13 protein-coding genes and 1 tRNA gene are annotated in these 13,268 nt (G+C 49.4%); 2 read left to right on the top strand and 12 right to left on the bottom strand.

Annotated elements, in window-relative coordinates; genetic code table 11:
* Nucleotides 1–227: 227 nt before the first annotated feature.
* The 12 genes from DW677_RS05130 to DW677_RS05075 all read right to left on the bottom strand — a co-directional run bounded on the left by DW677_RS05130 (nucleotide 228) and on the right by DW677_RS05075 (nucleotide 11,215).
* Complete coding sequence (locus DW677_RS05130; protein WP_015554552.1) at nucleotides 228–776, bottom strand: hypothetical protein; 549 nt, start codon at nucleotides 774–776, stop codon at nucleotides 228–230.
* Nucleotides 777–818: 42 nt separating this feature from the next.
* Nucleotides 819–2,045, bottom strand: coding sequence for an SAM-dependent methyltransferase (locus DW677_RS05125; RefSeq protein WP_117503928.1), 1,227 nt, complete (start codon nucleotides 2,043–2,045; stop codon nucleotides 819–821).
* Nucleotides 2,045–2,683 (bottom strand): histidine phosphatase family protein, encoded by a 639-nt coding sequence (locus DW677_RS05120; protein WP_117503926.1) that lies wholly within the window; start codon nucleotides 2,681–2,683, stop codon nucleotides 2,045–2,047. The genes DW677_RS05125 and DW677_RS05120 overlap by 1 nt, the downstream gene beginning before the upstream one ends.
* A 12-nt stretch (nucleotides 2,684–2,695) precedes the next feature.
* Nucleotides 2,696–4,060 (bottom strand): PFL family protein, encoded by a 1,365-nt coding sequence (locus tag DW677_RS05115; RefSeq protein WP_117566600.1) that lies wholly within the window; start codon nucleotides 4,058–4,060, stop codon nucleotides 2,696–2,698.
* 20 nt (nucleotides 4,061–4,080) lie between these two features.
* The gene (locus DW677_RS05110; protein ID WP_015554555.1) at nucleotides 4,081–4,353 is read right to left on the bottom strand and encodes an ACT domain-containing protein; all 273 of its coding nucleotides are present in this window, start codon (nucleotides 4,351–4,353) and stop codon (nucleotides 4,081–4,083) included.
* A 286-nt stretch (nucleotides 4,354–4,639) separates the two neighbouring features.
* Complete coding sequence (locus tag DW677_RS05105; protein WP_117470254.1) at nucleotides 4,640–5,437, bottom strand: MBL fold metallo-hydrolase; 798 nt, start codon at nucleotides 5,435–5,437, stop codon at nucleotides 4,640–4,642.
* Nucleotides 5,434–6,018, bottom strand: a complete 585-nt coding sequence (gene coaE, locus DW677_RS05100) for a dephospho-CoA kinase (protein ID WP_117483602.1) — start codon at nucleotides 6,016–6,018, stop codon at nucleotides 5,434–5,436. Before coaE ends, DW677_RS05105 begins: the two co-directional genes overlap by 4 nt.
* Nucleotides 6,019–8,652: a DNA polymerase I gene (polA, locus tag DW677_RS05095; protein ID WP_117566599.1), complete on the bottom strand. Its 2,634-nt coding sequence runs from the start codon at nucleotides 8,650–8,652 to the stop codon at nucleotides 6,019–6,021.
* A gap of 59 nt (nucleotides 8,653–8,711) precedes the next feature.
* A complete protein-coding gene (locus DW677_RS05090) occupies nucleotides 8,712–9,059 on the bottom strand; it encodes a zf-HC2 domain-containing protein (protein WP_015554559.1) in 348 nt (115 codons plus the stop codon).
* Between the two features lie 81 nt (nucleotides 9,060–9,140).
* Nucleotides 9,141–9,223: transfer RNA gene (locus DW677_RS05085), tRNA-Leu, on the bottom strand.
* A 73-nt stretch (nucleotides 9,224–9,296) separates the two neighbouring features.
* Entirely contained in the window at nucleotides 9,297–10,475 is a 1,179-nt protein-coding gene (locus DW677_RS05080; protein WP_117566598.1) for a phosphoribosylaminoimidazolecarboxamide formyltransferase, read from the bottom strand.
* A 26-nt stretch (nucleotides 10,476–10,501) separates the two neighbouring features.
* Nucleotides 10,502–11,215 (bottom strand): IMP cyclohydrolase, encoded by a 714-nt coding sequence (locus tag DW677_RS05075; RefSeq protein WP_021904996.1) that lies wholly within the window; start codon nucleotides 11,213–11,215, stop codon nucleotides 10,502–10,504.
* Nucleotides 11,216–11,520: 305 nt separating this feature from the next.
* On the opposite strand from DW677_RS05075, the gene DW677_RS05070 reads away from it, so the two are divergent.
* Both DW677_RS05070 and upp read left to right on the top strand, forming a co-directional pair.
* Entirely contained in the window at nucleotides 11,521–12,384 is an 864-nt protein-coding gene (locus DW677_RS05070; RefSeq protein WP_117470250.1) for a hypothetical protein, read from the top strand.
* 131 nt (nucleotides 12,385–12,515) lie between these two features.
* The gene (gene upp / locus DW677_RS05065) at nucleotides 12,516–13,145 is read left to right on the top strand and encodes a uracil phosphoribosyltransferase (RefSeq protein WP_015554563.1); all 630 of its coding nucleotides are present in this window, start codon (nucleotides 12,516–12,518) and stop codon (nucleotides 13,143–13,145) included.
* The last annotated feature ends 123 nt before the right edge of the window (nucleotides 13,146–13,268 follow it).

Genomic DNA, 13,268 nt, shown 5'->3' with positions numbered 1-13,268 from the left:
ACGGCTGAGAAGCATGTGACTTTAGTCATGTGAGGTTCACATTTTTGTACTTTATGCTATAATCCTTGTATCTAAGCCATTTATTAACCGCTAACTATAAAGTACAAAATTTTTTACTTTTGATTGACATAATTATATTATGTAAACTATCTAAGTAAAAATTTAATTTATACTAAAATACTAAAAGCCGCTCGTTCCTTTTCATGGATCCGGGCGGCATATAAATTCTATTTGATGGTTTGATATTCCAAAAATGAAATCAATTCATTTAAATTTAATTCTACATTCTTAGGAATCGTTAATTCCAGCATATTCGTCTGATCCTGGAGCCATAAATAGTCTCTCTGCTCCTCTTCTTCCGAATAATAATATTCAAAACCATCCTGTACTTCTTTTGAACCTGCGTCTGGATTGTTTCTGATCATTGTCTCCAAACCACTCTTTCCATCAGAAAGTCTGTGTGTAAATAGGACAAATCCATTGTCATAGTGGCAGGAAAAATATCCCTCCCGGACCTGAATGTCCTTCAAGGATGTCTTCCATGGATTGTTATCATTGATCCAGTAAATCCGCTCGGTTGGAAGTTCTGATCGTATATTAGGCGAGTCTGAAGTCTGATATGCATAGATAAAGCTCTCTAAATTTTTGTATGTATCCGGTGTGCTAAGCACGTATTCCTCTGTCTCTGTTGAGGTGTCTGCACTTTCATTCGTTTGGTTCAGGCAGCCAGAAATGAGCAGTGCGGCAGTCAAACATAATACCATATATTTTCTCATACCCTTACACCTCACTCATGAAATCCATTGCGGCTGCTCCATTTACTTCTCTTCCATCAACAAACGATACAACGTAGGTTCCGTATGAATCTCCTTCAGGATCGCCTCGATCGCCTCCCGGTTCTCCTTCCGTTTCCCCTGCTTCACTGCCCTGATCAAAAGATTCTTAGGCGTGTGCTCCATATCGATAAACTCCAGGATCTGCACCCGGTATCCCATAGCCTCCAGCACTTCCGCACGAAGGGCATCTGTATAAAGCGCTGCCATCCGCTCCTTGATAATTCCATAATGAAACACCGGCGCAAACAACTCGCTCTCCATCTGCTTATTCACCTCATGCTGACAGCAGGGAACTGACAGGATCACCTTCGCATTCCAGCGGACCGCCTTTTCCAGCGCGTAATCCGTCGCAGTATCACACGCATGGAGCGTCACGACCATATCGACCTCATCTGTTCCCTCGTAGGAAGCAATATCCCCATGAAGGAACTCCAGTGAGTCATATCCAAACTTCTTCGCAAGACGGGAACAGTGTTCGATCACGTCTGTCTTCAGGTCCAGACCAGTGATCCGCACCGGATAGCCCTTTAAGACCTTGAGATAATAGTACATCGCAAAGGTCAGATAAGACTTTCCACAGCCAAAATCAATGATCCTGGTCTCCTGATTCTTATCAAGCTTTGGAAGCACATCCTCAATAAACTCCAGAAACCGGTTGATCTGGCGGAATTTGTCATATTTTGCGTGGACAATCGTCCCTTCCTTCGTCTGGACACCAAGTTCCACAAGGAACGGAACCGGAATTCCCTCTTCCAGGATATACCGTTTCTTTCGGTTATGGGAAAGTCCGTTCGCCCATGCAGCCTGAAGAGCCGCATCCGAACCGCCGGTGGACCCGCTATCCTGGCCGGAAGCGGAAGCTGCCACGTTTGCCATAGCAGCCTTCTTCTTCACCTTCACGGTAATCTTCCCCTTCTTGCTCACAAGAACCGTCCCACTCTTATCCTGTGCCTCCAGCTGAAGCTGCCGGAAGCTTGTCTCCATAAGACCTTCCAGATAATCCACCGCTTCCTCCGCGGTGAGATTCTTGTGGAATGCCTGCTTTCCGATAAACTCCTCTGCCTGAAAATGCAGGACACCTTTCGTCAGCACCGGACGGATCTTGGCTTTCAGAAAATCGTTCTTCTCCGCCTGTCCGCTGGCCGTAACCTGCATCAGACGCTCATTTAAAAAATCAGTGAGTACACTGTGAATCTCTCTCTTTTCCATCACTTCTTCTCTCCCCAACCGCCGCGCAAAAGCTCCAACTCATCCATCAGATGGGCGAAATCGTTAAAACGGTTTAACAACATCTCCCCGTCGGACTCCCGGTAATAAAATTCCGTGATCCCGCAGTTTTCCAGATGCTTCGCGAGCAGCGGAACATATGCGCCGTCCATATGGAGATAATGGGTCACAAGACTCCGGATCACGCCCCCATGGGTGACGACAGCTACGGTCTCTGCGCCAGACTTTGCAATCTCATCCATAACCGGAACGGCCCGACGGATCACATCTGCAGCGTTCTCCCCGCCCGGATACGGAAGATCCTCCTTCATGGTAGCTCTGGCGGCAAAAAAATCCGCGTAGCGCTCCATGATCACATCGTCGGAAAGTCCCTCCAGCTCACCGAAGGAGATCTCCCTGAGACCTTCCCGGATGATCCGCGGTGCCTGGATCTTGTCATTGATAATATCGGCTGTCTCACATGCTCGGATCAGATCACTCGACCAGACGGCGTCAATGGATTCTTTTTTCAGCCTCTCCCCGAGAAGCTCTGCCTGCCGCTTACCAGCGTCGGAAAGCGGCACATTTACATTACAAAGCGGGCTGTTCTGCCTGCCGTGACGGATCAGATAGATTCTCATAGTTTCTCCTGTTTAGTTCTTAAAGCTGTGGATCGGAGCCGGAATCCGTCCGGTTCTGCTTACAAATTTCTCACAGCTGAATGAGTTCACCGGCATGATCGGCGCATGTCCTAAAAGACCACCGAACTCTACCGTCTCGCCCACACCTTTTCCGATTACCGGGATCAGGCGGACCGCCGTTGTCTTCTGGTTTACCATGCCGATCGCCGCCTCGTCCGCGATGATTCCGGCGATGGTCGCGGCACTTGTGTCTCCCGGAACTGCGATCATGTCAAGACCCACGGAGCATACGCAGGTCATAGCCTCTAATTTTTCAATGGTGAGCGCACCCTCATTGACCGCGTCGATCATTCCCTGATCCTCACTGACAGGGATAAATGCGCCGGAAAGACCGCCGACGTAGGAAGATGCCATAACGCCGCCTTTCTTTACCTGGTCATTTAACATAGCGAGGGCAGCCGTTGTACCCGGTGCGCCTGCGCGCTCTAAACCGATCTCCTCTAAGATCTCAGCAACGGAATCGCCCACAGCCGGAGTCGGCGCTAAGGACAGATCGATGATGCCGAACGGGATACCGAGGCGTGCGGATGCCTCTTTCGCAACAAGCTGGCCTACACGGGTGATTTTGAATGCCGTCTTCTTAATAGTCTCACATAACGTCTCGAAATCAGCGCCGCGGACAGACTGCAGCGCTGTTTTTACAACACCAGGTCCGGAAACACCTACATTGATGATCGCGTCAGCCTCTGTGACACCGTGGAATGCACCTGCCATGAACGGGTTGTCATCCGGTGCATTGCAGAAAATAACAAGCTTCGCGCAGCCTAAGCAGTCGTTGTCCTTTGTGTACTCCGCGGTTCTTACGACCATCTCGCCCATTAAACGGACAGCATCCATATTTAAACCTGTTTTTGTGGAGCCGACGTTGATGGAGCTGCAGACGAAATCTGTCTCTTTTAACGCCTGCGGGATGGAACGCATCAGATTTTCATCGGCTGTCGTCATGCCCTTGGATACAAGAGTGGAATATCCGCCGATAAAATTGACGCCCACCGTCTTTGCCGCGCGATCCAGGGTCTTTGCGATAGTCACAAAGTCTTCCGGGCTCTTACATGCGGCACCGCCCACCAGGGCGATCGGTGTCACGGAAATTCTCTTATTTACGATCGGGATTCCGAAATCGCGCTCGATCTGTTTTCCTGTCGGAACCAGATCCTTAGCGAGAGTCGTGATCTTGTTGTAGATCTTTTCATTTAATTTATCGAGATCGGAGTCGCAGCAGTCCAAAAGGCTGATGCCAAGGGTGATGGTACGGACATCCAGGTTCTCGTGCTCGATCATATTGTTAGTCTCATTTACTTCCAGACGTGTAATCATAATCTTTTCCCTCTCCCTAATCAAATACGGTGCATCTTTGTAAAGATTTCTTCACGCTGGCACTTGATGTTGACGCCGATTCCAGCACCGATCTCATCGAGACCGGAAGCCATTTCATCGAATGAAACGCTTGCGCCGCTTCCGTCCACGATCATCATCATGTTGAAATATTCCTGAACAATGGTCTGGGAAATATCAAGGATGTTAATTTTATGGTCCGCAAGATATGTACATACCTTTGCGATGATGCCTACGGTGTCTTTTCCTACTACAGTGATAATAACTTTATCCATGAAAATTTTCCTCCTTGTGTTGTGCCTTCCACGTATCTTAATTTGATCCGGCCCGGCAGATATGTTCTATTGAAAGGCGGGAATCTCGGGAAAGGTAGCATTATACAGTGTTAAAGCATAAAAATTTTCTTAAAATATATCATTACATCCCATAAGATGCAAGCTTTTTTTGAGATGCACCAGCGTAAAGATGTAAGTGAGTTACTGTACACAGATAGGAATTTTCCGAACTGAAAATTCCGTACAATACGCGGGACGCCCGAATATGCCGGGACATTCTCTCTGACTACAGGCTGATGATCTCCGACATTTCATCCCGCTTCGCCACGGCCAGATGGAAATCGTCTGCATGGTACGGACAATCTCCCATGTCGATCTCCAGACGTACAGTCTCATAGGCCAGCTCCGGAATATTGTTCTCCTTGCTCAGATGGCCGAGTAATATATGTTTCAATCTGCCGCTTAAAATGCAGTTCAAGAGACGCCCTGCGTTTTCGTTGGAAAGATGTCCGAAATCCCCCATGATGCGGCGCTTTAAGTAGTACGGATACGGTCCCGTCTCCAGCATTCTGAGATCATGGTTGGACTCCAGAAGCACCGCGTCCAGATCCAGCAGATGGTCGACGGTATACTGATTAAAATGGCCGAGGTCCGTCGCTACCGCAACGGACTTGTTTCCCGACTGGATCCGGTATGCCACCGGGTCTGCGGCATCGTGATCGATGTGAAATGGCTTGACTGTCAGATCCCCCAGGGCGAACTCCGTGTCCGGAAGGATCGGGTGAAGAAGCTCTTCCGGATACTCTCCAAGACCCTTGATATTCTTAATCTCATTTAACGTCCCTTCCGTCGCGTAGATCGGGACTTCATATTTTCTCGCGAGGACGCCGAGTCCCTTCACATGGTCAGAATGCTCATGAGTGATGCAGATCCCGTCCAGCTCGCTTGTCTTTAATCCAACCTCGTTGAGCCCCTGCTCGATCCGCTTCGCGCTGATACCGGCATCGATCAGGATGTGGCTCTCCTCCGTTCCTGTGTAGATGCAGTTTCCACTGCTGCCGCTGGCGATACTAACAAATCTCATTCCAGAATCTCCTTCAGCTGTCGTTTGATATCGGACTCGTCCCCATTGTTGTCGATGACCCGGTCGCAGAGCGCGCGGTACTCTTCCTCCGATGCCTGTCTTCCGATGATATCCTCGCACTTTTCACGGCTGTAGCCCCGGTTTGCCATAAGGCGGATGATCCGGTTCTCCTTTGTGGTGTAGACATACCACAGCTCATCAAAGAGATCCTTCGGCGCGGTGTCAAAGACTGCCGCCTCGATGATCACAAGCTGCTCCTCAGCCGCTTCTGCTGCCTCTTTCATGGTCTTCCACACAAGCGGATGGATGATGGAGTTCATGGTCCTTAACGCATCCTTATTGCGGAAGATCACATCCGCCAGTGCCTTCCGGTCCACGGACCCGTCCGGGTCGAGAAATGAGGTTCCGAGGGCTTCCGTGACTTTTTTCAGTCCCTCGCTTCCCGGCTCCATGAGATCGTGGGCCACAAGATCCGCCAGAATGATCTTCGCTCCAAAATCCTCTTTCAATACCGCCAGCACACTGCTCTTTCCAGCGCCGACACCGCCTGTAATTCCAATAATTTTCTTCTTCTGTTCCATTTATTTCGCCTCAAACCAGTTCTTTCCGTCATGCATGTCGATCTCTAACTCCACCTTTAAGGATGCCGCATGGTGCATCTCCTCGGACAGGATCTTCATAACTGTCTCCTTCTCGTCCTCCGCCGTCTCGATGAGAAGCTCATCGTGTACCTGCAGGATCAGCCTGGAGCGGAGGTTCTCTCTTCTCAGTCTCTCGTCCACCCGGATCATGGCGATCTTGATGATATCGGCAGCGGTTCCCTGGATCGGAGAGTTCATCGCCACGCGCTCGCCGAAGGAACGCTGCATAAAGTTCGAAGATTTTAACTCCGGCACCGGGCGGCGGCGTCCGAACATGGTGGTGACGTACCCCTGTTCCTTTGCGTGAGCCACAAGGCTGTCAAGAAATGTCTTGACCTGTGGGTAAGTCTCAAAATACCGCTCGATATACTCCATGGCCTCTTTTCTGGAGATGCTCAGGTCCTCGCTGAGCCCAAAGGCACTGATCCCGTACACGATCCCGAAGTTGACCGCCTTCGCGTTGCGGCGCTGCAGTGGTGTCACCTCGTTTAACGGGATATGGAATACCTGGGATGCCGTGATGGCGTGGATATCCTGGGCAGTCTTATATGCCTCGATCAGACGCTCATCGCCGGACATGTGGGCGAGAACGCGCAGCTCGATCTGGGAGTAGTCGGCATCCAGGAACAGGAATCCGTCCCGCGGGACAAAGACCTTCCGGATCTCCCGTCCAAGCTCCATGCGGATCGGAATGTTCTGGAGGTTCGGCTCCGTGCTGGAGATCCGGCCTGTCGCCGTGATCGTCTGGTTAAAGCGGCTGTGGATCCGGCCATCCTCTTTGATATATGTTCCCAGACCGTCCGCGTAGGTGGAATTTAACTTTGTATACTGCCTGTAATCTAAGATCTTCTGGATCACCGGGTAATCCGGGGCGAGCTTTTCAAGGACATCTGCCGCTGTGGAATAGCCGGTCTTTGTCTTTTTTCCGCCCTTGATCTGCATCTTCTCAAACAGGATCTCGCCTAACTGTTTCGGGGAGTTGATATTGAACTCCTGTCCTGTCATCTCCCAGATCTCCTTCTCGAGAACGGCGATCTGTTTCTTCAATTTCCCGCCGTAGGCGGTGAGTTCTTCCCGGCGGACCGCAATTCCCTCATCTTCCATGTGGAATAACGTATAGATCAGCGGAAGCTCGATATTCCGGTACAGGTCCTCCATTCCTTCTGCTGCCAGACGCTCTGATAGCGGTTTCCCGGCAGCAAAAGCGGTGTAGGCCATAAGTCCCGCCATGCGGATAAAATTATCCTGTTCTTTCGCGCAGGCGTCCTTATAAGACATCTTTTTGATCAGGTCTGCCCTTGACGGAACCGTCATGCCGAGAACATCCCTCGCAATGTCATCGTACCCATAAGTGTCCTTTAACGGATTTAAAAGGTACGCCGCGACACCCGCATCGTAGACGGTATCCCCGTAGGAAAGCTTCGCAAACGGCAAAGAATGCTTGAGATCCAGCACCCAGGCATGGCCTGTGCGGCAGAGCTCTTCATACTTTCCGGCGATATAGCTTTCTGTCATAAAGCCGCCGACCGGGAAAGTATAGCTTCCGGTCTCCTCAAAGCTTAAAGCGAGAGCTGTCACGGAGCCGTTCTCCGCGAGAAGCTCCATACCGATGCGCTCTTCTTTTTTTGCCTTTTCAAAGAGCGCGTCCGCCTCTGAGAAATCTTCCACGAGGACAAACTGCTTTTCCGGTCCGCTCTCATTCCTGATCCCCTCGCCGAATCTTGCTGCGATGGATTTAAACTCCAAACGTTTCATATATTCGTAAGCTTCCGGCGTGTAGAGATTTTCCAGCTTCGCGTCCGCCATGGAAAACTCAATGGGGGCATCGATACAGATTCTTGCAAGTTTCAGGGAGAGATCTGCAAGGTCCTTGTGTTCCTCCAGCGCCTTCTTTGCCCTGGGCGGTTTTACCTCCTCGAGATGGGCGTAGATGTTCTCCAGGTTCTGGTACTGTACGATCAGGTTTGTCGCCGTCTTCTCACCGATGGACGGAACACCCGGGATATTGTCAGACTGGTCGCCCATCAGGGCCTTCACCTCGATAAACTGCTCCGGTGTTACCTGGTACTCCCGGATCACGTCCTCCGGGTAATAGTTGTGTACTTCTGTGGTTCCACGGCTTGTCTTCGGAAGACAGATCCGGATATGGGTATCGGAAAGCTGTAAAAGATCCCGGTCTCCAGAGAGAATCGTCACCTCATATCCGTCTTTCTGCTCACGTTTCGCGATGGTTCCAAGGATATCGTCCGCCTCATATCCCTCTTTTGTGAGGATCGGAACACCCATGGCCGTCAGAACTTCCTTCATAAGCGGTACCTGCTCGTGAAGCTCCTCCGGCATCGGTTTTCTTGTTCCCTTGTAGGCGTCGAACATCTTATGTCGGAAGGTCGGCGCTTTTAAGTCAAAGGCCACCGCCAGGTAGTCCGCTTTCTCCTCATCGAGAACCTTGAATAAGATATTTAAAAAACCATAGACCGCGTTCGTGTGGAGACCTTCCGAGTTTGTCAGGTTCGGCACTCCGTAGAACGCGCGGTTTAAGATGCTATGACCGTCGATCAGTACAAGTTTTTCCATGTTCACTCCTGTTTTCGATAATATTTAAAAGGATCTGTGATGATCCGTCAGACATCTCTTTATAGAAATCCAAACGTATTCCAGATCCGAAGCTGCAAAAGGATCATGACGATCAGAGCCATTCCAGTCAGCGTTGAGACTGCATAGGTTGTGATCTGAAACATGGAAATATGGCGCAGCGAACGGTAGGATTCTGCGACCTTTCGTTTCAGATCTCCCACGATATCGTATGTTCCATCCGCTTCATCCAGCTTTTTTAAACCCACATCCACCATATAGTGGATCTCCAGCTCCTCCCGGCAGTTCTCACAGGTATGGATATGGTCAAGAAAATCTTCCAGTTCAGTCGGGGACAGTTCATCCTTCATATACGGGACCACCATTTTTTCTGCTTCCACACAGGTCATGGAACACGCCTCCTCTTATCAGAATTTCCTTTTATGCAAAAAAGACACGACCATCGTGAGAAAGTCATGTCTTTTCGTTTCTGCCGGCGGCCGGACTTGAACCGGCACGAAGTTACCCCCGTCAGATTTTGAGTCTGATGCGTCTGCCATTCCGCCACGCCGGCATATCTTCGCGGCTGTGTATTTCAACAGCCGCATATAATTCTATCATAAGAACATGAAAATTGCAAGGAGATTTTAGTGGTGGAACAGACGAATACCGGTGAATGCCATCGCCATTCCGTATTTGTTGCACACATCGATCACGTTGTCGTCACGGACAGATCCACCCGGCTGTGCGATATACTTTACGCCGCTCTTGTGGGCACGTTCGATATTGTCGCCGAACGGGAAGAAGGCGTCAGAGCCGAGGGCCACATCCTGCATCTTGTCGAGCCATGCGCGTTTTTCCTCTTTTGTGAATACCGGCGGTTTTTCGGTGAATACTTTCTGCCACTCACCGTCTGCGAGAACATCCATATACTCGTCCCCGATATAAACGTCAATGGCGTTGTCGCGGTCCGCACGTTTGATCTTGCCGATAAACGGAAGGTTTAATACCTGCGGAGCCTGACGGAGAAACCAGTTGTCTGCCTTCTGACCCGCAAGACGTGTACAGTGGACACGGGACTGCTGTCCTGCGCCGATACCGATGGCCTGTCCGCCCTTCACGTAGCATACGGAGTTGGACTGTGTGTATTTTAAGGTGATCAGGGAGATCATAAGGTCGATCTTTGCGGAATCCGGGATCTCCTTGTTCTCTGTCACAACGTTGGATAAAAGTTCCTTATCGATCTTTAAGTTATTTCTTCCCTGCTCAAAGGTCACACCGAATACCTGTTTGTGCTCGACCGGTGCCGGAACGTAGGACGGATCGATCTGGATCACATTATATTTTCCATTCTTTTTCTGTTTTAAGATCTCAAGAGCTTCCGGTTCATATCCCGGAGCGATGACGCCGTCGGACACCTCGCGTTTGATAAGCTTTGCGGTGTCAACATCGCAGACATCGGAAAGGGAAATAAAATCGCCGAAGGAAGACATACGGTCTGCGCCTCTCGCTCTCGCGTAAGCGCTTGCAAGCGGGGAAAGCTCACCGAGATCGTCCACCCAGTAGATCTTTCTTAAAACTTCATCCATCGGAAGACCTACTGCGGCACCTGCCGGAGAAACATGCTTGAAGGAAGTCGCTGCCGGAAGACCTGTCGCTTCCTTTAATTCCTTAACGAGCTGCCAGCCGTTCAACGCGTCGAGAAGGTTGATGTAGCCCGGCTTTCCGTTTAAGACTGTGATCGGAAGATCACTTCCGTCTTCCATGTACACACGGGACGGCTTCTGGTTCGGGTTGCAGCCGTATTTTAATTCCATTTCATTCATGATTTGTTTTTCTCCTTTTGATACGACTAGTGATTTTTATTTACGATTCTTGTCTCATACTTTCCGGTCTCGATATCAATGAATCTGACAAAGAGGGATACCTTGTTGTCCTCATTCAGGCTCTCCCATACATTCTTTGTGAAGCTGTCGATATCGCCCTCAATGGCAATGCGTTTCGGCTCACCCTCAAAGCTCGGAAGCGGATTTCCATCGTTCATGTAAGTGTGGATGAAACGTCCCTCACCGCTTAATGGCTTCTCATATGCGTATGTAAAGCGGCTGCAGCTCTCCGGGTTTCCATCACTGCTCTTTAAGATGGACATCGCAAAATTGTAGTTCCCGTTCTCAATGTGCATGATTCCGGAGATACGCGGAGTATAGTTCGGGCCGTCCGGCTCAAACTCGCGGCAGCGCAGGGACTGCTCGAAGGTCTGCTGGCGGTCCATTCCGTCGTAGATCGTATCTGTCTGGTCGCCATTTGTCACGATGGTCTTATTTCCGAGAACGCGCACCGGGGCGTAGATGATAAGGCTCGGGTCCTCTAATTTTGACGGATCAAACGCCTGAGTACGGATTCCTTCACCATCCTCTACAAAGACACGGTTGCGGCTGTTGCTGCTTCTTCCCATAATAAAATATGCGGTCACGGCTGTCTTTCCATCGGCTGATTTTCCGATCACGATTCCTCTTCCCGGATAAGAATTGTTTTTTAACTCCTCTGAAAGTGATAATAACTTCATGGAAGTACTCCTCCTGTTTTCGTATAAGATCACCGGAATTTGTACCGGCGACGGGTTTTAATTTTATGATAACATACTTCCTGCAGATTGAGTATTTAAAATTACTTATCAACGATCCCGGCGTTTTCTTATGAAATGCTTTCATTTATTTAAAAAAATCGTAATGTGGCGTTCATGTACAAGAGGCAGGTCTTCATGATATAATATAACTGTCTTAGAAAGATAAACCTGGTACCGGACAGGCTTTCTTCCATTCGCCTATTCCGGTGCCGCATTAAAATACGATAAAAGGAGCTGATCTTCTTATGAGAAAAAATCTTTATAAATTTGCCGCTTTGACAATGCTTGCCGCATTATCCATCACCGCATGCAAAAAACACGAGGCTGTGGACATCTCTGGAATTCATACGTCCGCTGCGGAGACCATGGCGGAAACTACTTCCAATGAAACAAAGGCTGATCCGGCAGCAGACAATTCAAAAAGTGACTCCTCAAAAACGGATGCTTCAAAAGCCGGATCTTCTGAGGTCGAGACGCAAAAGGATTCCAACGCCTCCGACGCGTTAAGCGTGAAATCGAAGATCGCGACCGAAAAGACCGGAAAGGTCTCCATCGAATACCCGATCCTCTCCAATCTCCGTGATGCATCCATGACCCAGGCCGTCAATGAGCTTTTAAAGAAAGAGGCGACCTCGATCATCACTGCCTGGGAACTGGACACCGAAAAGGATGAGGTTTCCATCAACTGTGATCTGGTATCCCTCGATAAAAACAAGGCGGTATTTACATTCCACGGAATGGTAAACGTTGCAGAAACAGCCCATCCGTCAAATGTGCGCTATGCCGTCTCTGTGAACTTAAATACAGGATCACCAATCGGTCTGACTGCGTATGCAGATGCGGATTCCATCGCGGAATATCTTTCTTCCGATAACGTTGTGGTGGTAGAACCGGCGGACACAGCAGCTGAAGTAAAGGATTCCATCAAGTCCAGTGGAAAAGAACTCTGGCAGACGGTTTTTGCAGAATGTGATTTTACTTCCGTAAAGGACGGGACATTCCCACAGGCGTTTTCCTACGAAAAAGACGGAGATATCTACCTGATCGTTCCGGTGAGCCATGCGGCGGGTGATTATGCCCTTGTAAAATATTCACCGGAAACAAAATAACAATAGATGATCTGAGAAACGATCCGGTTGATTTCTATCCTGCGTTTTGGTATGATAAAGGGAAGGAAAAAACATGATCTGCCAATCGGTCTATAGGCTTTGGCAGATCACAGAAAGGCTGGTATCTATTAATGGAAAATGTAACGTATATTGACCACCCGCTGGTTCAGCACAAGATCTCCATGTTAAGAAAGAAGACCACAGGAACAAATGAGTTCCGTACTCTTGTTGAGGAGATCGCAACTCTGATGGGATATGAGGCACTCCGCGATCTCCCTCTGGAGGACGTTGAGGTCGAGACTCCGATCGAGACCTGTATGACTCCGATGCTTGCCGGTAAGAAACTTGCGATCGTTCCGATCTTGCGCGCAGGTCTTGGAATGGTAAACGGTGTCCTTTCCCTCGTTCCGTCCGCAAAGATCGGTCATATCGGTCTCTACCGCGACGAGGAGACTCATGAGCCGCACGAATATTTCTGCAAACTCCCGAATCCGATCGAGCAGAGAACGATCGTTGTCACAGATCCGATGCTCGCAACCGGCGGTTCCGCAGTTGCAGCTATTGATTTCATCAAGCAGCACGGCGGAAAACACATCAAATTTATGTGCATCATCGCTGCTCCGGAAGGTGTAAAGAGACTCCACGAGGCACATCCGGATGTACAGATCTATGTCGGACACCTTGACCGTGAATTAAACGAGAACGCATATATCTGTCCGGGTCTCGGAGATGCCGGAGACCGTATTTTTGGCACGAAGTGATTTAAGAGTATAGGTTCCCATACTAAAAATAAAACCACGATATTTGTTAAAAACTCAACATATGAGTTTCTAGATAAATATCGTGGTTCTTTTAGTTTAATAATTGCATGGATCCTTCATTTG

Source organism: Clostridium sp. AM25-23AC (assembly GCF_003435125.1).
Taxonomy (GTDB): domain Bacteria; phylum Bacillota; class Clostridia; order Lachnospirales; family Lachnospiraceae; genus Pilosibacter; species Pilosibacter fragilis.
This window is presented reverse-complemented; position numbering and strand designations above follow the sequence as displayed.

What these genes read in the sequence shown, in the direction of transcription:
- DW677_RS05130 (WP_015554552.1), bottom strand. Translation starts at nt 776, where the DNA reads ATGAGAAAATATATGGTATTATGTTTGACTGCCGCACTGCTCATTTCT.
- DW677_RS05125 (WP_117503928.1), bottom strand. Translation starts at nt 2,045, where the DNA reads ATGGAAAAGAGAGAGATTCACAGTGTACTCACTGATTTTTTAAATGAG.
- DW677_RS05120 (WP_117503926.1), bottom strand. Translation starts at nt 2,683, where the DNA reads ATGAGAATCTATCTGATCCGTCACGGCAGGCAGAACAGCCCGCTTTGT.
- DW677_RS05115 (WP_117566600.1), bottom strand. Translation starts at nt 4,060, where the DNA reads ATGATTACACGTCTGGAAGTAAATGAGACTAACAATATGATCGAGCAC.
- DW677_RS05110 (WP_015554555.1), bottom strand. Translation starts at nt 4,353, where the DNA reads ATGGATAAAGTTATTATCACTGTAGTAGGAAAAGACACCGTAGGCATC.
- DW677_RS05105 (WP_117470254.1), bottom strand. Translation starts at nt 5,437, where the DNA reads ATGAGATTTGTTAGTATCGCCAGCGGCAGCAGTGGAAACTGCATCTAC.
- coaE (WP_117483602.1), bottom strand. Translation starts at nt 6,018, where the DNA reads ATGGAACAGAAGAAGAAAATTATTGGAATTACAGGCGGTGTCGGCGCT.
- polA (WP_117566599.1), bottom strand. Translation starts at nt 8,652, where the DNA reads ATGGAAAAACTTGTACTGATCGACGGTCATAGCATCTTAAACCGCGCG.
- DW677_RS05090 (WP_015554559.1), bottom strand. Translation starts at nt 9,059, where the DNA reads ATGACCTGTGTGGAAGCAGAAAAAATGGTGGTCCCGTATATGAAGGAT.
- DW677_RS05080 (WP_117566598.1), bottom strand. Translation starts at nt 10,475, where the DNA reads ATGAATGAAATGGAATTAAAATACGGCTGCAACCCGAACCAGAAGCCG.
- DW677_RS05075 (WP_021904996.1), bottom strand. Translation starts at nt 11,215, where the DNA reads ATGAAGTTATTATCACTTTCAGAGGAGTTAAAAAACAATTCTTATCCG.
- DW677_RS05070 (WP_117470250.1), top strand. Translation starts at nt 11,521, where the DNA reads ATGAGAAAAAATCTTTATAAATTTGCCGCTTTGACAATGCTTGCCGCA.
- upp (WP_015554563.1), top strand. Translation starts at nt 12,516, where the DNA reads ATGGAAAATGTAACGTATATTGACCACCCGCTGGTTCAGCACAAGATC.